At 71.6% G+C, this 18,836-nt stretch carries 17 protein-coding genes; 12 read left to right on the forward strand and 5 right to left on the reverse strand.

Annotated elements, in window-relative coordinates; all coding sequences use genetic code 11:
* Window positions 1-254: 254 nt before the first annotated feature.
* Window positions 255-1,550: a phenylacetate--CoA ligase PaaK gene (gene paaK, locus ACIQMX_RS12365; protein WP_402477098.1), complete on the reverse strand. Its 1,296-nt coding sequence runs from the start codon at window positions 1,548-1,550 to the stop codon at window positions 255-257.
* A gap of 179 nt (window positions 1,551-1,729) precedes the next feature.
* On the opposite strand from paaK, the gene ACIQMX_RS12370 reads away from it, so the two are divergent.
* Window positions 1,730-3,253 (forward strand): alpha/beta fold hydrolase, encoded by a 1,524-nt coding sequence (locus ACIQMX_RS12370; RefSeq protein ID WP_402477101.1) that lies wholly within the window; start codon window positions 1,730-1,732, stop codon window positions 3,251-3,253.
* An 18-nt stretch (window positions 3,254-3,271) separates the two neighbouring features.
* On the opposite strand, the gene ACIQMX_RS12375 is transcribed toward ACIQMX_RS12370, so the two are convergent.
* The gene (locus tag ACIQMX_RS12375) at window positions 3,272-4,906 is read right to left on the reverse strand and encodes an FAD-dependent oxidoreductase (protein WP_402477103.1); all 1,635 of its coding nucleotides are present in this window, start codon (window positions 4,904-4,906) and stop codon (window positions 3,272-3,274) included.
* Window positions 4,907-5,169: 263 nt separating this feature from the next.
* Here ACIQMX_RS12375 and ACIQMX_RS12380 point away from each other — a divergent pair, with 263 nt between their 5' ends.
* The 7 genes from ACIQMX_RS12380 to ACIQMX_RS12410 all read left to right on the forward strand — a co-directional run bounded on the left by ACIQMX_RS12380 (window position 5,170) and on the right by ACIQMX_RS12410 (window position 10,484).
* Complete coding sequence (locus ACIQMX_RS12380) at window positions 5,170-6,291, forward strand: SchA/CurD-like domain-containing protein (protein ID WP_363069297.1); 1,122 nt, start codon at window positions 5,170-5,172, stop codon at window positions 6,289-6,291.
* A 76-nt stretch (window positions 6,292-6,367) separates the two neighbouring features.
* Window positions 6,368-6,802: a cupin domain-containing protein gene (locus ACIQMX_RS12385; protein WP_326734226.1), complete on the forward strand. Its 435-nt coding sequence runs from the start codon at window positions 6,368-6,370 to the stop codon at window positions 6,800-6,802.
* Complete coding sequence (locus ACIQMX_RS12390) at window positions 6,799-8,067, forward strand: beta-ketoacyl-[acyl-carrier-protein] synthase family protein (RefSeq protein ID WP_363069300.1); 1,269 nt, start codon at window positions 6,799-6,801, stop codon at window positions 8,065-8,067. The genes ACIQMX_RS12385 and ACIQMX_RS12390 overlap by 4 nt, the downstream gene beginning before the upstream one ends.
* A complete protein-coding gene (locus ACIQMX_RS12395; protein WP_363069302.1) occupies window positions 8,064-9,296 on the forward strand; it encodes a beta-ketoacyl synthase N-terminal-like domain-containing protein in 1,233 nt (410 codons plus the stop codon). Before ACIQMX_RS12390 ends, ACIQMX_RS12395 begins: the two co-directional genes overlap by 4 nt.
* Before the next feature lie 35 nt (window positions 9,297-9,331).
* Complete coding sequence (locus ACIQMX_RS12400) at window positions 9,332-9,589, forward strand: acyl carrier protein (protein WP_363069304.1); 258 nt, start codon at window positions 9,332-9,334, stop codon at window positions 9,587-9,589.
* A gap of 1 nt (window position 9,590) precedes the next feature.
* Complete coding sequence (locus ACIQMX_RS12405) at window positions 9,591-10,070, forward strand: SRPBCC family protein (RefSeq protein WP_363069306.1); 480 nt, start codon at window positions 9,591-9,593, stop codon at window positions 10,068-10,070.
* Between the two features lie 81 nt (window positions 10,071-10,151).
* Window positions 10,152-10,484, forward strand: coding sequence for a TcmI family type II polyketide cyclase (locus tag ACIQMX_RS12410; protein ID WP_363069308.1), 333 nt, complete (start codon window positions 10,152-10,154; stop codon window positions 10,482-10,484).
* A 65-nt stretch (window positions 10,485-10,549) separates the two neighbouring features.
* On the opposite strand, the gene ACIQMX_RS12415 is transcribed toward ACIQMX_RS12410, so the two are convergent.
* From ACIQMX_RS12415 to ACIQMX_RS12425, 3 genes are all read right to left on the reverse strand, one after another.
* Window positions 10,550-11,611: a methyltransferase gene (locus ACIQMX_RS12415; RefSeq protein WP_363069310.1), complete on the reverse strand. Its 1,062-nt coding sequence runs from the start codon at window positions 11,609-11,611 to the stop codon at window positions 10,550-10,552.
* A 35-nt stretch (window positions 11,612-11,646) separates the two neighbouring features.
* A complete protein-coding gene (locus tag ACIQMX_RS12420) occupies window positions 11,647-12,723 on the reverse strand; it encodes a nitrous oxide reductase family maturation protein NosD (protein WP_402477109.1) in 1,077 nt (358 codons plus the stop codon).
* Window positions 12,724-12,867: 144 nt separating this feature from the next.
* Window positions 12,868-14,493 (reverse strand): acyl-CoA synthetase, encoded by a 1,626-nt coding sequence (locus ACIQMX_RS12425; protein WP_402477111.1) that lies wholly within the window; start codon window positions 14,491-14,493, stop codon window positions 12,868-12,870.
* A gap of 165 nt (window positions 14,494-14,658) precedes the next feature.
* On the opposite strand from ACIQMX_RS12425, the gene ACIQMX_RS12430 reads away from it, so the two are divergent.
* The 4 genes from ACIQMX_RS12430 to ACIQMX_RS12445 are packed head-to-tail and all read left to right on the forward strand — an operon-like array spanning window position 14,659 to window position 18,628.
* On the forward strand, window positions 14,659-15,459 hold the full coding sequence (locus ACIQMX_RS12430) for a crotonase/enoyl-CoA hydratase family protein (RefSeq protein ID WP_363069316.1): 801 nt from the start codon (window positions 14,659-14,661) through the stop codon (window positions 15,457-15,459).
* A 15-nt stretch (window positions 15,460-15,474) separates the two neighbouring features.
* The gene (locus ACIQMX_RS12435; protein ID WP_363069318.1) at window positions 15,475-16,416 is read left to right on the forward strand and encodes an OB-fold domain-containing protein; all 942 of its coding nucleotides are present in this window, start codon (window positions 15,475-15,477) and stop codon (window positions 16,414-16,416) included.
* The gene (locus tag ACIQMX_RS12440; protein WP_363069320.1) at window positions 16,417-17,469 is read left to right on the forward strand and encodes a thiolase domain-containing protein; all 1,053 of its coding nucleotides are present in this window, start codon (window positions 16,417-16,419) and stop codon (window positions 17,467-17,469) included.
* Window positions 17,462-18,628 carry a thiolase domain-containing protein gene (locus tag ACIQMX_RS12445; protein WP_402477114.1) on the forward strand — a complete coding sequence of 389 codons (1,167 nt, stop codon included), beginning with the start codon at window positions 17,462-17,464 and terminating at the stop codon, window positions 18,626-18,628. Before ACIQMX_RS12440 ends, ACIQMX_RS12445 begins: the two co-directional genes overlap by 8 nt.
* Window positions 18,629-18,836: the final 208 nt, after the last annotated feature.

Raw genomic sequence — 18,836 nt, forward strand, 5'->3', positions numbered from 1 at the left:
CCGGGGGTTCCACCGAAGGGCCGCGGCCGGGCCCGTGACCGACCGGTTCGAGCCCGTCGAGGAACCGGGCGACCGCCCGCCCGGTCCGGCAGCGCGGGGCGATGACCAGGGACCGGTCAGGGGCGGCGCGATGCCGCTCGGCCGGTACTCGTCGGCCCTGTCCTGCTCGCCGGAGAGGAGATCCTGGACGACGTGCGAGAACCACGGGCGCCCCCGGTCAGTTGTGCCCGCGGCTGCCGGGCCCGGCACCGACGTCAACTGCCCCGCTGTTCCCGCTCGTCCACGATCCTCCTGAACTTGCCGACGGACCTCTCCAGCGTCTCCGGATCGAGGATCTCGACCCCGACCGAGACCCCGATCCCGTCCTTGACCGCCGCAGCGACCGACGCGGCGGCCGCCTCCCGCTGCTCCGGCGTCGCTCCGGCCCGGGCCTCGGCCCGCACCGTCAGCACGTCCAGCCGCCCTTCGCGGGTCAGCCGCAGCTGGAAGTGCGGCGACACTCCCGGCGTACGGAGCACGATCTCCTCGATCTGCGTCGGGAAGAGGTTCACCCCGCGCAGGATCACCAGATCGTCGCTGCGCCCGGTGACCTTCTCCATACGCCGGAAGACCCGGGCCGTGCCGGGCAGCAGCCGGGTCAGGTCGCGGGTCCGGTAGCGGATCACCGGCATGGCCTCCTTGGTGAGCGAGGTGAACACCAGCTCGCCCTCCGCCCCTTCGGGCAGCACCTCGCCCGTGAACGGGTCGACCACCTCGGGATAGAAGTGGTCCTCCCAGATGTGCAGTCCGTCCTTCGTCTCCACGCACTCCTGCGCCACACCCGGGCCCATCACCTCGGAGAGCCCGTATATGTCGACCGCGTCGATCGCGAACCGTTCCTCGATCTCGTGGCGCATCTCCTGCGTCCACGGCTCGGCCCCGAAGATCCCCACCTTCAGCGACGTCGTCCGCGGATCGACACCCTGCCGCTCGAACTCGTCCAGGAGCGTCAGCATGTAGGACGGTGTCACCATGATGACCTCGGGCCGGAAGTCCTGGATCAGCTGGACCTGCCGGGCCGTCATGCCGCCCGAGGCCGGAATGACCGTGCAGCCGAGCCGCTCCGCGCCGTAGTGCGCGCCGAGCCCGCCGGTGAACAGCCCGTAGCCGTAAGCGACATGGACCTTCTGCCCGGGCCGCCCGCCGGCTGCCCTGATCGAGCGGGCGACCACGTCGGCCCAGGTGTCCAGGTCCTTCTCCGTGTAGCCGACGACCGTCGGCCGGCCGGTCGTCCCGCTGGAGGCATGGATCCGCCGCACCTGCTCCTCGGGTACCGCGAACATCCCGAACGGGTAGTTGTCGCGCAGATCGGCCTTCGTGGTGAACGGGAACCGGGCCAGATCGGCCAGCGAGCGGCAGTCGTCCGGATGCAGCCCCGCCCGGTCGAACGCCTGCCGGTAGTGCCCGACCCGGTCGTACGCATGACGCAGGGTCGCCCGCAGCCGCTCCAGCTGCAGCGCCGCCAGCTCCTCGCGGCCCATCCGCTCCGCCGCGTCCAGCAGAACCGCCATGCCGATCTCCCTCTTCCGAGCACCGTGCAGACGACCGATCATTCGGTCGATCCTTCCGGGAGCAGTAATTCAGGATCTTCCCCGATGTGGCAAGAGGCGCGGCGGATCCGGTCCGTGCCACGGATACGCCCGTTCCGAACACGGCTGCGTCACCCGGTCGGCCCTGTTTGGATGGGTCCATGCCGACTTTCGACACGTACGACGGGACCGAGCTCTCCTATCACGTCATGGGGGAGGGCGAGCCGCTGATCTGCCTGCCCGGCGGCGCGATGCGGGCCGGCGCCTACCTCGGGGACCTCGGCGGGCTCCGCTCCGTACGGCAGCTCATCGTGCTCGACCTGCGCGGGACCGGGGACTCCGGCGTACCGGAGGACACCGCCACCTACCGGTGCGACCGGCTCGTCGAGGATGTCGAGGCGCTGCGCCGGCATCTGGGCGTCGACCGTGCCGACCTGCTCGCCCACTCGGCGGCCGGCGACCTGGCCGCGCTCTACGCGGCGCGGTACCCGCAGGCGGTGCGGAAACTGATCCTCGTCGCGCCCACCACGCGGGCGGTCGGTTTCCCGTTCGCCGAGCGCGAGGCGCGGGAGGCCGCCGCGCTGCGCAGTGCGGAACCGTGGTACGCGCAGGCGCTCCCGGCCCTGGAGGAGATCTGGGCAGGGCGCATGACGGACGAACTGCGCGCGGCGGCAAGGCCGTTCCTGTACGGACGCTGGGACGCCGCAGCACAGTCCCACGCCGCTCTGTCCGCGCAGCAGATCAACTCGGAGGCGGCACGGACCTATTACGGCCAGGGGGCTTTCGACCCCGCCGCGACGGTTGCCGCTCTGCGGACCCTCCCGTCCCCCGTGCTCGTCCTCGCCGGTGAGTACGACGGCGTGACCACGCCCGACCGTGCCGCCGAACTGGCCGCGCTCTTCCCGGAATCGGAGTTCGCCGTGCAGCGCGGCGCCGGACACTTCCCCTGGCTCGACGACCCGGGCGCCTTCGTCCGGACCGTCACCGCCTTCCTGGACCCGGACGTGCACAGCGTCCAGGCCGGCGGGATCCGGCTGGCCCACCGCGTATGGGGCGATCCGTCCGCACCTCCCGTGGTCCTCGTCCACGGACGCTGCGGCTCCAGCACCACCTGGACCGCCGTCGCCGAACGGCTCGCCGCCCGGCACCGCGTGTACGCCTTCGACTTCCGCGGCCACGGACTCAGCGACTGGCCCGGCCGCTACTCCTTCGAGCTGTTCCGCGACGACCTGCACGCCTTCCTGGAAGTACGCAATCTCGCCGGCGCCACGGTCGTCGGACACTCCATGGGCGGCGTCGCGGCCTACCTGCTCGCCGAACGCCAGCCCGGGCTCATCGGCCGCCTCGTCATCGAGGAAGCGCCGCCGCCCTTCCCGCTCGACCCGCCCCGCGCAGCCGCCGAACGCCCCACGGGAGAGCTGGACTTCGACTGGCCCCTGGTGCCCGCCATCGACGCCCAGCTGGGCGAACCTGATCCGGCGGGCCGGGAACTCCTCGGCGAGATCACCGCGCCCACGCTCGTCATCGGAGGCGGGCCCAGGAGCCACATCGCCCAGGAGGGCCTCGCCTCGATGGCCCGGCAGATCCCCGGCGCGCACCACGTCACCATCGACGCGGGCCACCTCGTGCACACCGAACGACCGGAGGAGTTCCTCGCGGCCCTCCGGTCGTTCGGTGTGGGATGAACCCGTCAGCCGCCGGCGTCAGTCCCGCCGCAGCAGCGCCACCATGACCTCGTGCAGCGCCGTGTCGGCGTCCTCGACGCCCGACTCCGCGCGCCAGGCGACGAATCCGTCGGGGCGCACCACCACGGCGCCCTCGGCACTCGTCCCGTGCGCCTCGGCCCAGTCGGCACCGTCCTCCGGCTCCAGGTCCCCGCCGGGACCTGCGCCGATCCCGAACGCGTCGAGCCGCACCCCCAGCTGCTCGCCGACCCGGGCCGCCGCCCGCCGCCACGCCACGTCCGAGGCATCGGCCAGCAGCACGAACGACCGCTCGTACAGATCCAGCGTGGAGATCCGCTCACCGGCCCGGCGGACCCACAAGTGCGGTGCCCTGCTGCCCGGTTCACCCGCCAGCTGCACACCCTCGGGCACCACCGGCCACTCCGGTCCGACGCCCAGCACCGCGCCGTCCACATAGCGGTAGCCCAGTGCCACGTTCAGCATCCCGCCCCGCTTCCCGCCGCCCACGGTCGGCGGTGCCGCGTATCCCGGGTGGCTGTGCTCGCCGGAACGTGCCGAGGCCCGCTCGCTCGTCGCCCGGGCCACCGGCCGCCGCTCCGCCTCGTAGGTGTCCAGCAGACCCGGGCCCGCCTCGTCGCGCAGCACGGCCGCGAGCTTCCACGCCAGGTTGTGCGCGTCCTGGATGCCCGTGTTGGAGCCGAACGCCCCCGTGGGCGACATCTCGTGCGCCGAGTCGCCGGCCAGGAAGACGCGGCCCCGTGAGTACCGGTCGGCCACCCGCTCCGCCGCGTGCCACGGTGCCTTGCCCGTGATCTCGACGTCGATGTCCGGCGCCCCGACCGCCTTGCGGATGTGTGCCGCACACCGTTCGTCCGTGAAGTCCTCCAGCGTCTCGCCCCGGTCCGGCTGCCACGGCGCGTGGAACACCCACTCCCGCTCGTTGTCCACCGGCAGCAGCGCGCCGTCCGCCTCCGGATTGGTCAGGTAGCACACGATGAAGCGCCGGTCGCCCAGCACCTGGGCGAGCTGCCGGGACCGGAAGGTGATGCTGACGTTGTGGAACAGGTCACCGGCACCCGAACGGCCGATGCGCAACTGCTCCCGGACCGGGCTGCGCGGACCGTCGGCCGCGATCAGGTAGTCCGCCCGCACCGTGGTGTGTTCGCCCGTCTCCCGGTTCTTCAGGACGGCCCCGACCCCCGCCGCGTCCGGGTCGAACGAGAGCAGCTCGGTGGAGAACCGCAGATCACCACCCTGCTCCCGGGCCCGCTCGAGGAGCACCGGCTCCAGGTCGTTCTGGCTGCACAGGCACCAGCCGCTCGGGCTGAAACGGGCCAGTGCGCCACCCGGGTCGATCTCCTTGAACAGCCACTCCTGGTCGTCGCCGGTCAGTGAACCGGCTTGCAGAATGCCGTGGTTCTCGGCCAGGACGGACGCCGCCGCACGGATCTGCGGCTCCACCCCCGCCTTGCGGAAGATCTCCATCGTGCGGACGTTGTTGCCGCGGCCCCGCGGGTGGGTCGACGTGGCGGCGTGCTTCTCGACCAGCAGGTGCTCGACGCCGAGGCGGCCGAGGAAGAGGGACGCGGAAAGGCCCACCAGGGAGCCGCCCACGATGAGGACCGGTACATGGACGTCGACGTTCTCGTTCATCAGTTGCTCCAGCTCGGACGCCGTTCAGATGCAGTGTTCATGCCCTTGTCGGAGCCCTGTCGGAGCGGTTCGGACCCCCGCTCACCTGAACGGTTCATAAATCTCGCGTCAGCCGGACCAGCGTTTCACGATCGGTCACGGAGACGTCGCCCAGGGTCCGGGCTGACCGTGCGCATCCGCCGGGAGATTCCCCGCTCCGACCCCCGCTCGACGGTTCCCACCGGCCCGGCCGGTTCTCGCCTCGTCTCGAAGGAGTTCGCAAGATGACCACCACGCTCTCGGAACGGACCTCCCAGTCCGCCTTCGACGGATCAAGGCTGCGGGTCATCCTGCTGCTTGACCTGCACGACGGCGCCCAGAAGCAGTTCCTGGAGGCGTACGAGCACATGCGCAACCAGGTCGCCTCGATCCCCGGCCACATCAGCGACCAGCTGTGCCAGTCGATCGAGAACCCGTCGCAGTGGCTCATCACCAGCGAGTGGGAGAGCGCTCCGCCCTTCCTCGCCTGGGTCAACAGCGAGGACCACGTCGCCACGGTCCAGCCCCTGCACAGCTGCGTGCGCGACACCCGCTCGCTGCGCTTCAGCGTTCTGCGCGAGACCGGCGCGGCCTTCGAGGAGAGCTTCGAGCCCGTCAAGGGCGGCCTCCAGGCCGCTCCCCGCCTCGGGGACGGGGTGGTGCGCCACGCGCTGACGTTCACCGTCAAGCCGGGCACCGAGGAGATCGTCGCGAAGATCCTCGCCGACTACGACTCCCCGCAGGCCCGGGTGGACGAGCACACCCGACTGCGCCGCACCTCGCTGTTCATGCACGGCAACCGGGTGGTGCGCGCCGTCGAGGTCGAGGGCGACCTCCTCGCGGCCCTGCGCCACGTCTCCCGGCAGCCCGAGGTCCGGGCCGTGGAGGAGGCGATCAACCCGTACCTGGAGCAGGACCGCGACCTGGCCGACCCCGACTCCGCCAGGATGTTCTTCACCCGGGCGGCCCTGCCCACCGTCCACCACGTGACGACGGGCCGCCGCGCGGCCGGGGAGCGCAAGCGCCACGCGCTGTTCTACCAGGCCAAGGAGGGCTGCGGAATGGCGCTGGCCCGCCTCCTGGCCGAGCACGACGAGGAGGAGGCCGACCACCCCGGCAGCCCCATCGAGAGCAGCACGATCTTCCAGCGCGACGACATCGTGGTCCGTCTGCTGGAGGTGGACGGTCCGCTCGACGCGCACCCCGCCAAGGCCCTCGGCATCCAGGGGACCGGCAAGGCCGCCCGGCTCGCCCGCCTCCTCGACGGCGAGGCGAACGCCGTGCCGGCGAGCGACGCCGACGCCGCACGCTTCCTGGCCCGGTCCGGGATGAAGCTGATCACCGACCGGCGGGCCGCGGAGTCCTGAGCCGCGCAGCAGCACTCTGGGGGGTTCTCGCTCAACCCGTCGACACAACGCGCCATGCGCCAGGAGGAAAGCAGTCATGACCATGCACCGGCCACGCATCGTGGACCTCAGTGAGACCCAGCCCAACACCAGGCGCGGTGGTGACCTGCGCGCCCTTCTCACCCCGACGGCCGTGGGCGCCACCAGCGGCTTCATGGGGCTGGCCATCATTCAGCCCGGCGACCGCATCGCGGAGCACTACCACCCGTACTCCGAGGAATTCGTCTACGTCGTGGACGGGCTGCTCGAAGTGGACCTGGACGGCGAGCCGTACGCGATGCGGCCGGACCAGGGACTGCTGATCCCCCTGAACGTACGCCACCGTTTCCGCAACGTCGGTGACGTCGAGGCGCGCATGGTCTTCCACCTCGGCCCGCTCGCGCCCCGCCCGGAACTCGGCCACGTCGACACCGAGGTCACCGAGTCGGCCGAGCGGGGCGCGCCGCCAGAACGAACCGAGGCCGCCTCATGACCCGGCGCGTGGCCGTCACCGGCGTCGGCGTCGTCGCCCCGGGCGGCATCGGCACCCCGGCCTTCTGGGACCTCCTCTCCAACGGCCGCACCGCGACCCGGGGCATCACCCTCTTCGACCCGGCCGGCTTCCGGTCCCGGATCGCCGCCGAGTGCGACTTCGACCCGGCGGCGTACGGACTGGACGAGGAGGAGGTCGCCCGGGCGGACCGCTACGTGCAGTTCGCGATGGTGGCGGCCCGCGAGGCCCTCGCCGACGCGGGCCTCGACCCGGAGCGGACCGATCCCTGGCGCATGGGCGTCTCGCTCGGCACCGCGGTCGGCGGCACCACCCGGCTGGAGCACGACTACGTCGCCGTCAGCGGCAGCGGAGCACGCTGGGACGTCGACCACCGCCCGGCCGGGCCCCATCTGGAACGCGCCTTCTCACCCAGCTCGCTGGCCGCCGCGGTCGCCGAACAGGTCGGCGCGCACGGACCGGTGCAGACCGTCTCCACCGGCTGCACCTCCGGACTCGACGCGATCGGCTACGCCTTCCACTCCATCGAGGACGGCCGCGTCGACGTCTGCATCGCCGGGGCGTCGGACTCGCCGATCACCCCGATCACCGTCGCGTGCTTCGACGCGATCAAGGCGACCTCGGCCAACAACGAGGACCCGGAACACGCCTCCCGGCCCTTCGACTCCCGCCGCGACGGCTTCGTGATGGGTGAGGGCGGAGCCGTACTCGTCCTGGAGGAGCTGGAACACGCACGCGCCCGCGGCGCCACGGTGTACTGCGAGATCGCGGGCTACGCGACCTTCGGCAACGCCTACCACATGACCGGGCTGACCCCGGAGGGCCTGGAGATGGCCGAGGCCATCAACCGGGCGCTCGGGCACGCCGGGATCGCCGCCGCGGACATCGACTACGTCAACGCGCACGGTTCGGGCACCAAGCAGAACGACCGGCACGAGACCGCCGCCGTGAAGCGGGCGCTCGGTGCCCACGCACACGACGTTCCGATGAGTTCCATCAAGTCGATGGTGGGGCACTCGCTCGGGGCGATCGGCGCGATAGAGATCGCCGCCTGCGTACTCGCCCTGGTCCACCAGACCGTGCCGCCGACGGCGAACTACGAGTCCCCGGACCCCGAGTGCGACCTCGACTACGTGCCCCGCACCGCACGTCCACTGAAACTGCGCAGCGTCCTGTCGGTCGGCAGCGGATTCGGCGGATTCCAGTCCGCGGTGGCCCTGACCAGAAGCGGTGGGAGGACACCATGAGCAAGGCCCGGCGCACCGTCGTCACCGGCATCGGCGTCGTCGCCCCCAACGGCGCGACCACCGAGGCCTTCTGGAAGCGGACGCAGGAAGGCATGAGCGTCCTGGACCGGGTCACCCGTGAAGGGTGCGAGGAGCTGCCGCTGCACGTGGCCGGCGAGGTCCGGGGCTTCGACCCGGTCTCGCTGATCGAGGAGCGCTACCTCGTGCAGACCGACCGGTTCACGCACTTCGCGATGGCCGCGGCAGACATGGCGCTCGACGACGCCAAGCTGGGCCGCGCCGACTACGAGGACGCGCCCTACAGCGTGGGCGTGGTCACCGCCGCCGGTTCGGGCGGCGGCGAGTTCGGCCAGCGCGAACTGCAGCGGCTGTGGGGCCAGGGATCCAAGTACGTCGGCCCCTACCAGTCGATCGCCTGGTTCTACGCGGCCAGCACCGGCCAGATCTCCATCCGTGGCGGCTTCAAGGGCCCGTGCGCGGTGGTCGCCAGCGACGAGGCCGGCGGCCTCGACGCCCTGGCGCACGCCGGCCGGTCCGTCCGGCGCGGCACCGACGCGGTGGTGGTCGGCGCGGCGGAGGCCCCGCTCGCGCCCTACTCGGTCGTCTGCCAGCTCGGCTACCGCGACCTGAGCACCGCCGAGGACCCGACGCGGGCCTACCGCCCGTTCACCTCGGACGCCTGCGGATTCGTACCCGCCGAGGGCGGTGCGATGTTCGTGGTCGAGGAGGAGACGTCCGCCCGGGAGCGTGGCGCCCGGGTCCGGGCCGAGGTCGCCGGTCACGCGGCCACGTTCACCACCGCGATGCGCTGGGAGGAGTCCCGCGAGGGGCTCGCCCACGCCATCGAGGGTGCACTGCGCGAGGCCGGCTGCGCCCCCGAGGAGATCGACGTGGTCTTCGCGGACGCCCTCGGAGTCCCGGCGGCCGACCGGGCCGAGGCACTCGCGCTGGCCGACGCCCTCGGCGCGCACGGCCGGCGCGTCCCGGTGACCGCGCCCAAGACCGGTATCGGACGGGCCTACTGCGGAGCCCCCGTCCTGGACGCTGCCGCCGCCGTCCTGGCCATGGAGAACGGCCTGATTCCGCCCACGCCCAACGTCTTCGAGGTGTGCCACGACCTCGATGTCGTCATGGGCCGGGCCCGCCCCGCCGAACTGCGCACGGCCCTCGTGCTCAGCCGCGGCCTCATGGGCTCCAACGCGGCGATGGTGCTCCGGCGCCCCGCGTGAAGCAACCGACACCCCCTGACAAGGAGAAGCCCCTCATGACCGACCGACTGACGTACGAAGAGCTCGCGTCCCTGATGAAGAAGGGCGCCGGACTGACCGTCGACCACCGCGAGATGGAGAACCGGTCCGACACGGCCTTCGACGAGTTCGGCCTCGACTCGCTGGGCCTCCTTGGCATCGTCGGCGTACTGGAGAACCGGCACGGACGGCCGCTGCCGACCGACGCCGACCGCTGCAAGACCCCCCGCGAGTTCCTCGACCTCGTCAACAACAGCCTCATGACAGGAGCCTGAAGTGTCCGGACACACCGAGAACGAGATCATCATCGCCGCCCCGCTGGACCTCGTCTGGGACATGACGAACGACCTGGACAACTGGCCCCGGCTGTTCAGCGAGTACGCCTCGGTCGAGGTCATCGAGCGCGACGGTGAGCGGACCACCTTCCGTCTGACCATGCACCCCGACGAGAACGACAAGGTGTGGAGCTGGGTCTCCGAGCGCACCACGGACCGCGTGGGACGCACCGTCCGTGCCCGCCGCGTCGAGCCCGGCCCGTTCCAGCACATGGACATCCACTGGGAGTACGCCGAGGCCCCTGGCGGCACGCGGATGCGATGGACGCAGGACTTCGCCATGCGCCCCGACGCCCCGGTGGACGACGCGTGGATGACCGACAACATCAACCGCAACTCCCGTGTCCAGATGGAACTCATCCGGGACAAGATCGAGCAGCGCGACCGCGAGCGCCGCGCGTCCGCCGTCCCGGCCAACTGACACCCCGTCCGCCGACGGCGGTCCGCCCGCCCGGCCTTCCCGGCCGGGCCCCGGACCGCGTACCAAGAAAGGTCCCACCGGATGCACCACGCTCTGATCGTCGCCCGGATGGCGCCGGAATCGGCGCCGGACATCGCCGAACTCTTCGCCGCCTCCGACAGCAGTGAGCTGCCGCACCTGGTGGGCGTCACACGGCGCAAGCTGTTCCAGTTCGGCGACGTCTATCTGCACCTGATCGAGTCCGAGCGCCCGCCGGGCCCGGAGATCGCCAAGGTGACGGACCATCCGGCGTTCAAGGACATCAGCGACCGGCTCACCTCCTTCATCAGCCCCTACGACCCGCAGACCTGGCGGGGGCCGAAGGACGCGATGGCGCAGGAGTTCTACCGCTGGGAGCGCGACTCCACCGCGTGACCGCATGACGGGGCCCCGGGCCCGGCCGCGAGGCCGGGCCCGGGGCCCCGTCATGTGAGGACGCGTCAGCCGGGGATCACGCACTCGAACGCGTGGAGGTACGGGTTGACCGGCCGGATCTCGCCGATGGCCAGCCCGGCGTCGGACAGCCGGTCGACCAGGCTCTGCCGGGTGTGCTTGGCACCGCCGACGTTCAGGAGCAGCAGCAGGTCCATGGCGGTGGTGAACCGCATCGACGGGGTGTCGTCGACGAGGTTCTCGATGACGACGACCCGGGCGCCGGGACGGGCGGCCGCGATGACCGCGCGCAGCGCCCGGCGGGTGCTGTCGTCGTCCCACTCCAGGATGTTCTTGATGATGTAGAGGTCGGCCGCCACCGGAATGCCCTCGCGGCAGTCACCGGCCACGATGGACGCCCGGCCGGCGAGCGAACCGCCGTCCCGCAGCCGCTCGTCGGCCCGTGCCACGACACCCGGCAGGTCCATCAGGGTGCCGCTGGCCGACGGGTGCTTCTCCAGGAGACTCGCCAGCACGTGTCCCTGCCCGCCGCCGATGTCGGCGACGACCGACACCCCGGTGAGGTCGAGCAGCGCGGCGACATCCAGCGCGGACTGCATGCTGGACGTCGTCATGGCCCGGTTGAACACCTGGGCCGACTCGTGGGCGTCCTGATGGAGGTAGTCGAAGAACTCCTTGCCGAACACGTCCTCGAAGACGTTGCCGCCGGAGCGCACCGCGTCGTCCAGCCGGGGCCAGACCTCCCACGTCCACGGCTCCGTGCACCACAGCGAGATGTCCCGCAGGCTGTTCGGGTCGTCCTCCCGGAGCAGGCGCGACATATCGGTGTGGGTGAAGGTGCCGTCGGCGTTCTCGGCGAAGACGCCGTAGCAGGACAGGGCACGCAGCAGCCGCCGCAGCGGGCCCGGTTCGGTCTTGACCACCGCGGCGAGCTCGTCAGCGGTGGCCGGCGTCTCACCCAGCGCGTCCGCGACACGCAGCCGGGCCGCGGCGCGCACGGCCGCGGAGCGGGCCGCGCCGAACACGATCTCCCGCAGCCGCATGGCCGGCTGCGGGGTCGGGACCGGCTTGACGGGGGTGGTGGTGGGGGTGGTGCTCACGGTGGTCATGCCGTCTCGCTTCTCCTTGTGCGGGGGAACACCGGTCAGCACATTCCGGCCGGTGCGGAGGTGGTGCAGACATTGCCGGTGAAACGGTTGCCCCTGCCGGCGGTGTCCTGGTCGGCCAGGTCCGCCGGCTGGTTGCCCAGGACGGTGTTGTCGCTGATGGTGTTGTCGGTGTTCTTCGCTCCCACGAAGCTCTTGAACAGCACGACGCCGCCCGAGAGCGGGGTGGCACCCACGTTGTCGCGGATCACGTTGGACCGCACCTCGGTGGACTCGGTGCCGGTCAGGACGATTCCGGAACCCTGGATCGCGGGCAGCCGCTCGGTGGCGGCGCAGAACTTGTTGTTGCCGACGATCCGGTTCGACCGGACGGTCATGGCGCCGGCCTGCGGCGTTCCCTCGTCGCCCACGACGAACACACCGCTGCAGTTGGCGGTGAACGTGTTGTGCTTCACCACCAGGTTCCGTACGCGCCGTGCGGTGAACCCGATCCGGTTGTCGGTGAGGGTGTTGCCCCGGACCCGGGTCCCGCCGGTGTCGGTGGCTCCGCCTTCCTCGTCGACGCTGTTGGCGACGAAGATGCCCGCGTCCCCGTTGGAGCGGGCGGTGTTGTGCCGGAGGTCGGAGCGGGTGGACCGCTGCTGCGCGATGCCCCAGACCTTGTTGGACGCGGCGGTCACCGAACGGACCTCCAGCCCGTCCGTCCACGACGCCCAGATGCCGCTCCTGGCGAACCCGGACACGGTCAGGGACCTGATGGACACGTCGTCCACGGTGTCCTGCGCCGTGCCCAGGACGCAGATCCCGTTGCCGGCCTTCGCGCAGGCGTTCTCGGTCCGGTCCTCGCTCGCCCCGGGCTTGATGACCGTACGGTCCCCGGCGCCGCGCAGGGTCAGTCCGGGCGTGGTGATCAGCACGCTCTCCCGGTAGGTGCCGGGCCGGACGAAGATGGTGTCACCGGGCTGCGCGGCGTCCACCGCTGCCTGGATGGACTGGCCCGGACGCACCACGTGGCCGCCCGCGGCGGCGGCCGGGCCGGACGGGGCGATGACGCCCAGTCCGGCGGCCGCGGCGGCTGCGATGCTCACGAGGCTGGTGATGTGTCGTTTCCTCATGAGCCGAAGCTAGGGGCGATCACCCCCCGATGCCACGCAGGGTGCCCGGTTGGGCACGGGGCGTGCCCGAATGGCTTACGCCGTGGCGAAGGCCCCGCGTCCGTCGTGGACGCGGGGCCGGGCACTCGGGTGATTCGCCCCGGCTCAGTCGGCGGCCGGGCGGGGCGCGACGACCGTGCGGGCCCAGCGGTAGTCGGCCTTGCCGCTGGGGGAGCGCTGGATCTGCGGGGCGATGACCAGATGGCGCGGGATCTTGTAACCGGCCAGCCGGGTGCGGCAGTGCGCCTGCACGTCGTCGAGCGAGGGGGCCCGGGCGCCCTCGCGCAGCTGCACCACGGCAGCCACCCGATTGCCCCACCGCTCGTCGGGAGCGCCCGCGACCAGCGCGTCGTACACATCCGGATGGGACTTGAGCGCCTGCTCGACCTCTTCCGGATACACCTTCTCGCCACCGGTGTTGATGCACTGCGAACCCCGGCCGAGCACCGTCACGATGCCCTCGGCGTCCACCGTCGCCATGTCGCCCAGCAGCACCCACCGCTCGTCGCCCTTGCGGAAGAACGTCTCGGCGGTCTTGCCCGGGTCGTTGTAGTACCCGAGCGGGACGTGGCCCCGCTGGGCGATCCGCCCCGGCTCGCCCGGCACCACCGGCTCGTACGTCGCTGGGTCCACGACCGCCGTACGGGCGTTGACCCGGAGCCGGAAGCCGTTCTGCGGACCGGAGTCGGCCGTCGCCGTGCCGTTGAAGCCGGACTCGGAGGAGCCGAAGTTGTTCAGCAGCATCACGTGGGGCACCAGCGACTGGAACTCCGCCCGCACCGAGTCGGACATGATCGCGCCCGAGCTGGAGACGGAGAACAGCGCCGAACAGTCGGTGCCCTTCAGCGGACCCTTCAGTGCGTCGATCAGTGGCCGCAGCATCGCGTCGCCCACCAGCGACACGCTCGTGACCTTCTCCTTCTCGATGGTGCGCAGCACCTCGTGCGGCACGTACTTGCGATGGACCACGACCCGCTGCCCGAAGTTGAAGCCGATGAACGCGGTGAGCGTCGAGGTGCCGTGCATCAGCGGGGGAGTGGGGAAGAACGTGATGCCCTCCCCGCCGGCCGCCACCCGCTCGGACAGCTCCTCGGGGGTCTTCACCGGGTCGCCCGTCGGTGCGCCGCCGCCCAGGCCGGAGAAGAACAGGTCCTCCTGGCGCCACATCACGCCCTTCGGCATGCCCGTGGTGCCGCCCGTGTAGATGATGAACTGGTCGTCGGCCGAGCGGGCCGGGAAGCCGCGCCCGGCGTCCCCGGCCGCCTCCGCGTCGGCGAACGCGACCGCGCCGGGCCCCGTGGTGCCGTCCGCCGATGTCCCCACCCGCACCAGATGGCGGAGCTTCGGGGCCTGCGGCGCGGCGGCGGCGACGCGCTCGTCGAACTCCGCGTCGAAGACGAGTGCCACCAGATCCGCGTCACGGTAGAGGTAGACCAACTCCTCTTCCACGTAGCGGTAGTTGACGTTGACGGGGACGATGCGTGCCTTCATGCAGGCCAGTACGGTCTGGAGGTACTCGATGCCGTTGTAGAGGTGCAGCCCGAGATGCTCGCCGGGACCGATGCCCGCCTCGATGAGGTGGTGGGCGATGCGGTTGGCCGCGGTGTCGAGCTCCGCGTACGTGAGCCTGCGTTCGGCACCCGTTCCGGGATGGTCGAGGTAGACGAGCGCCTCACGTTCCGGGACAGCGTCGACGACCGATTCGAACAGGTCGGCAAGGTTGTACTCCACCGTTCCTCCTGACCCCGGTTGCTGAGTGGCTCGGCGGTCATTAGAGCGCCGACCGGCACAAGTGGGAAGGGGGCCCGGGAAGAAATCTGACTGGCTGTCAGAAAACTATTGAACTGCTTCCCCGCTTACTGCAACCTGTTCTAGCCTTGAGACGGGAGACAGACCATGGGCGGTACGGAACACCTCACCGTGCAGCGCGAAGGCGCCACACTGGTGCTCACCTTGAACCGGCCCGAGAGCAAGAACGCGCTCTCGCTGCCGATGCTGGTCGGCCTGTACGACGGCTGGCTGGCCGCGGACGAGGACGAGGAGGTCCGCTCCGTCGTCCTCACCGGAGCCGGCGGCTGCTTCTGCGCCGGCATGGACCTCAAGGCCCTCGCCGGCAAGGGAATGGAGGGCGAGCAGTACCGGGAGCGGATGACCGCCGACCCCGATCTGCACTGGAAGGCCATGCTGCGCCACCACCGCCCCCGCAAGCCGGTCATCGCCGCCGTCGAGGGCCACTGCGTGGCCGGCGGGACGGAGATCCTGCAGGGCACCGACATCCGTGTCGCCGGCGAAAGCGCCACCTTCGGACTCTTCGAGGTCCGCCGCGGCCTCTTCCCCATCGGTGGTTCCACCGTGCGGCTGCCGCGCCAGATCGCCCGCACCCACGCGCTCGAAATGCTGCTCACCGGCCGCCCCTACTCGGCGGACGAAGCGGCCCGGATCGGGCTGATCGGCCGGGTCGTGCCCGACGGCACCGCACTGGAAGCGGCCCTCGCCGTCGCCGAGCAGATCAACGCCTGCGGGCCGCTCGCCGTCGAGGAGGTCAAGGCCTCGGTGTACGAGACGGCGGAGATGACCGAGACCGACGGTCTCGCCGCCGAACTCAAGCGCGGCTGGCCCGTCTTCGCCACCGCCGACGCCAAGGAGGGCGCACGCGCCTTCGCCGAGAAGCGCCCGCCCGTGTACCGGCGGGCCTGACCCATAGGAGCACCCGTGCCCGAAGTCCTCAGCGCACCGCTGGTGGTCGAATTCCCCTTCACCCGCTCCCTCGGCCCGGTCCAGAGTGCCTTCCTCACCGGACTGCGCGAACGCACCGTGCTCGGCGTCCGGACCGCGGACGGCAAGGTCTTGGTCCCGCCCGTCGAGTACGACCCCGTCACCGCCGAGGAGATCCGGGACCTGGCCGAGGTCGCGGCCACCGGAACGGTCACCACCTGGGCCTGGAACCCGCACCCCCGACGCGACCAGCCGCTCGACACCCCCTTCGCCTGGGTGCTCGTCCGCCTGGACGGCGCCGACACCGCGCTCCTGCACGTCCTGGACGCACCCGGGCCCGATGCCGTCCGCACCGGCATGCGCGTCCGTGTCCGCTGGGCGGAGGACCGCACCGGCGCCATCACGGACATCGCCTGCTTCGAACCGTACGAGGGTGAACCCGGCGGATCCGCCCCGCACGACGGTGAGTTCGCGGATCCGGTCACCGGAATCGTCACCCCCGCCCGCCTCGACTACACCTACTCGCCGGGCCGTGCGCAGAGCGCGTACCTCGAAGCGCTCGCGGACCGGCGCGTCGTCGGGGAACGCTGCCCGTCCTGCCGCAAGGTGTACGTCCCGCCGCGCGGCGCCTGCCCCACCTGCGGCGTCGCCACCGACGAACGGGTCGAGGTCGGGCCCCGAGGCACGGTCACCACCTTCTGCGTCGTCAACATCAAGGCGAAGAACCTCGACATCGAGGTGCCCTACGTCTACGCCCACATCGCCCTGGACGGCGCGGACCTCGCCCTGCACGCCCGGATCGGCGGCATCCCGTACGACCAGGTGCGGATGGGACTGAGGGTCGAACCCGTCTGGTCGGAGGGAAACCGTCACCCCGACCACTACCGGCCCACCGGCGAGCCCGACGCCGACTACGACGCGTACAAGGAGCTGGTCTAGATGCGAGACGTAGCGATCGTCGCCTTCGCGCAGACCGGCCATCTGCGGCGCACCGACGAACTCTCCGAAGTCGAGATGCTGATGCCCGTCCTGCACGAGGTCCTCGACGCGACGGGACTGAGGACCAGCGACATCGGCTTCACCTGCTCCGGCTCCAGCGACTACCTCGCCGGCCGCGCCTTCTCCTTCACCATGGCGCTCGACGGTGTGGGCGCCCATCCGCCCATCTCCGAGTCCCATGTCGAGATGGACGGCGCCTGGGCCCTGTACGAGGCCTGGGTGAAGATCCAGACCGGCGAGGCGGACACCGCGCTCGTCTACTCGTACGGGAAGTCCTCGCCCGGCCAGGTGCGCGACGTCCTCACCCGGCAGCTCGACCCGTACTACACCGCTCCGCTGTGGCCGGACTCCGTCGCCCTCGCCGCCCTCCAGGCGCAGGCGCTGATCGACGCGGGCGACACCGACGAGGCCGCGCTCGCCGCCGTCGCCGCGCGCAGCCGTGCGGACGCCTCGGACAACCCGCACGCGCAGCTCAGCGGGCCGGTCCCGGCCGGTGACTACCTCGTCCGGCCGCTGCGGACCGGCGACTGCCCGCCCATCGGCGACGGCGCCGCCGCCGTGATCCTGGCCGCGGGGGACACCGCACGGGCCCTGTGCCCGCGGCCCGCCTGGATCCGCGGCATCGACCACCGCATCGAGGCGCACGCCCTCGGCGTGCGCGAGCTCACCGAATCGCCCTCGACCCGGCTCGCCGCCGAACGCGCCGGGGCCTTCGAACGCCCCGTCGACACCGCCGAGTTGCACGCCCCGTTCAGCTCCCAGGAAGTGGTCCTGCGCAAGGCGCTCGGCCTGGGCGACGAGGTCAGGGTCAACCCGTCCGGCGGCGCGCTGGCCGCCAACCCGGTGATGGCCGCCGGGCTGATCCGCCTGGGCGAGGCCGCCGCCCGCATCCACCGCGGCGAGTCCGACCGGGCGCTCGCCCATGCCACGTCCGGCCCGTGCCTCCAGCAGAACCTGGTCGCCGTCCTCGAAGGGGAGAGTGCTCATGCCTAAGGAGCCCGTGGCCGTCGTAGGCGTCGGCCAGACCAAGCACGTCGCTGCCCGCCGCGACGTCTCCCTCGCCGGCCTTGTCCGCGAAGCCGCCGTGGCCGCCCTCCAGGACGCCGGGCTGACCTGGGCGGACATCGACGCGGTCGTCATCGGCAAGGCCCCCGACTTCTTCGAGGGCGTGATGATGCCGGAGCTCTACCTCGCCGACGCCCTCGGAGCGGTCGGCAAGCCCATGCTCCGGGTCCACACCGCGGGCTCGGTCGGCGGTTCGACCGCGCTCGTCGCCGCGAACCTCGTCGCGGCCCGCGTGCACCGGACCGTCCTCACGCTCGCCTTCGAGAAGCAGTCGGAGTCCAACGCCATGTGGGGCCTCTCGCTCCCCATCCCGTTCCAGCAGCCGCTGCTGGCCGGCGCGGGCGGCTTCTTCGCCCCCCATGTGCGGGCCTACATGCGGCGGACCGGGGCGCCGGACACCGTCGGCTCGCTCGTCGCGTACAAGGACCGGCGCAACGCGCTCAAGAACCCGTACGCGCACATCCATGACGCCGGCATCACCCTGGAGAAGGTCCAGGCCGCGCCCATGCTCTGGGACCCCATCCGCTACTCGGAGACCTGCCCGTCCTCCGACGGGTCCTGCGCGATGATCCTCACCGACCGTGCGGGCGCCGACCGGTCACCGCATCCGCCCGCCTGGGTGCACGGCGGCGCGATGCGCAGCGAACCGACCCTCTTCGCCGGCAAGGACTTCGTCTCGCCGCAGGCCGGGAAGGACTGCGCCGCCGATGTGTACCGGCAGGCCGGGATCAGCGACCCGCGCCGGGAGATCGACGCCGTCGAGATGTACGTGCCCTTCTCCTGGTACGAACCGATGTGGCTGGAGAACCTCGGCTTCGCGGGCGAGGGCGAGGGCTGGAAGCTCACCGAGGCCGGAGTCACCGAACTCGACGGCGACCTGCCGGTGAACCCCTCGGGCGGCGTGCTCTCCACCAATCCCATCGGCGCCTCCGGGATGATCCGCTTCGCCGAGGCCGCGCTCCAGGTACGGGGACGGGCGGGCGAGCACCAGGTGGACGGGGCGCGCCGCGCGCTCGGCCACGCCTACGGCGGCGGGGCGCAGTTCTTCTCGATGTGGCTCGTCGGCGCCGAACCGCCCACGGGCTGACCCGGGCCCTCCCGGACAGGCCGCACCCGCCGCGCACCGCGGCCTGTCCGGGAACGCCCACGCTGGTGGTGCCGTGGCAGGCAACGTCTGCCCCGTCGTGACGCCCGGCACGCACGCCCGCCGCACCGGACGGAAGCCCGAGTGCGTCCCGTACGAGGGCTCCCGGCCGGCAGGCCGCGAGCACGCACCGGACGCCGCTCCGATACGG

Source organism: Streptomyces sp. NPDC091416 (genome assembly GCF_044756845.1).
Taxonomy (GTDB): Bacteria; Actinomycetota; Actinomycetes; order Streptomycetales; family Streptomycetaceae; genus Streptomyces.

Excerpts from the sequence above, each read along its gene's own strand:
- paaK (WP_402477098.1), bottom strand. The coding sequence starts at position 1,550 with ATGGCGGTTCTGCTGGACGCGGCGGAGCGGATGGGCCGCGAGGAGCTG.
- ACIQMX_RS12370 (WP_402477101.1), top strand. The coding sequence starts at position 1,730 with ATGCCGACTTTCGACACGTACGACGGGACCGAGCTCTCCTATCACGTC.
- ACIQMX_RS12375 (WP_402477103.1), bottom strand. The coding sequence starts at position 4,906 with ATGAACGAGAACGTCGACGTCCATGTACCGGTCCTCATCGTGGGCGGC.
- ACIQMX_RS12380 (WP_363069297.1), top strand. The coding sequence starts at position 5,170 with ATGACCACCACGCTCTCGGAACGGACCTCCCAGTCCGCCTTCGACGGA.
- ACIQMX_RS12385 (WP_326734226.1), top strand. The coding sequence starts at position 6,368 with ATGACCATGCACCGGCCACGCATCGTGGACCTCAGTGAGACCCAGCCC.
- ACIQMX_RS12390 (WP_363069300.1), top strand. The coding sequence starts at position 6,799 with ATGACCCGGCGCGTGGCCGTCACCGGCGTCGGCGTCGTCGCCCCGGGC.
- ACIQMX_RS12395 (WP_363069302.1), top strand. The coding sequence starts at position 8,064 with ATGAGCAAGGCCCGGCGCACCGTCGTCACCGGCATCGGCGTCGTCGCC.
- ACIQMX_RS12400 (WP_363069304.1), top strand. The coding sequence starts at position 9,332 with ATGACCGACCGACTGACGTACGAAGAGCTCGCGTCCCTGATGAAGAAG.
- ACIQMX_RS12410 (WP_363069308.1), top strand. The coding sequence starts at position 10,152 with ATGCACCACGCTCTGATCGTCGCCCGGATGGCGCCGGAATCGGCGCCG.
- ACIQMX_RS12415 (WP_363069310.1), bottom strand. The coding sequence starts at position 11,611 with ATGACCACCGTGAGCACCACCCCCACCACCACCCCCGTCAAGCCGGTC.
- ACIQMX_RS12420 (WP_402477109.1), bottom strand. The coding sequence starts at position 12,723 with ATGAGGAAACGACACATCACCAGCCTCGTGAGCATCGCAGCCGCCGCG.
- ACIQMX_RS12430 (WP_363069316.1), top strand. The coding sequence starts at position 14,659 with ATGGGCGGTACGGAACACCTCACCGTGCAGCGCGAAGGCGCCACACTG.
- ACIQMX_RS12440 (WP_363069320.1), top strand. The coding sequence starts at position 16,417 with ATGCGAGACGTAGCGATCGTCGCCTTCGCGCAGACCGGCCATCTGCGG.
- ACIQMX_RS12445 (WP_402477114.1), top strand. The coding sequence starts at position 17,462 with ATGCCTAAGGAGCCCGTGGCCGTCGTAGGCGTCGGCCAGACCAAGCAC.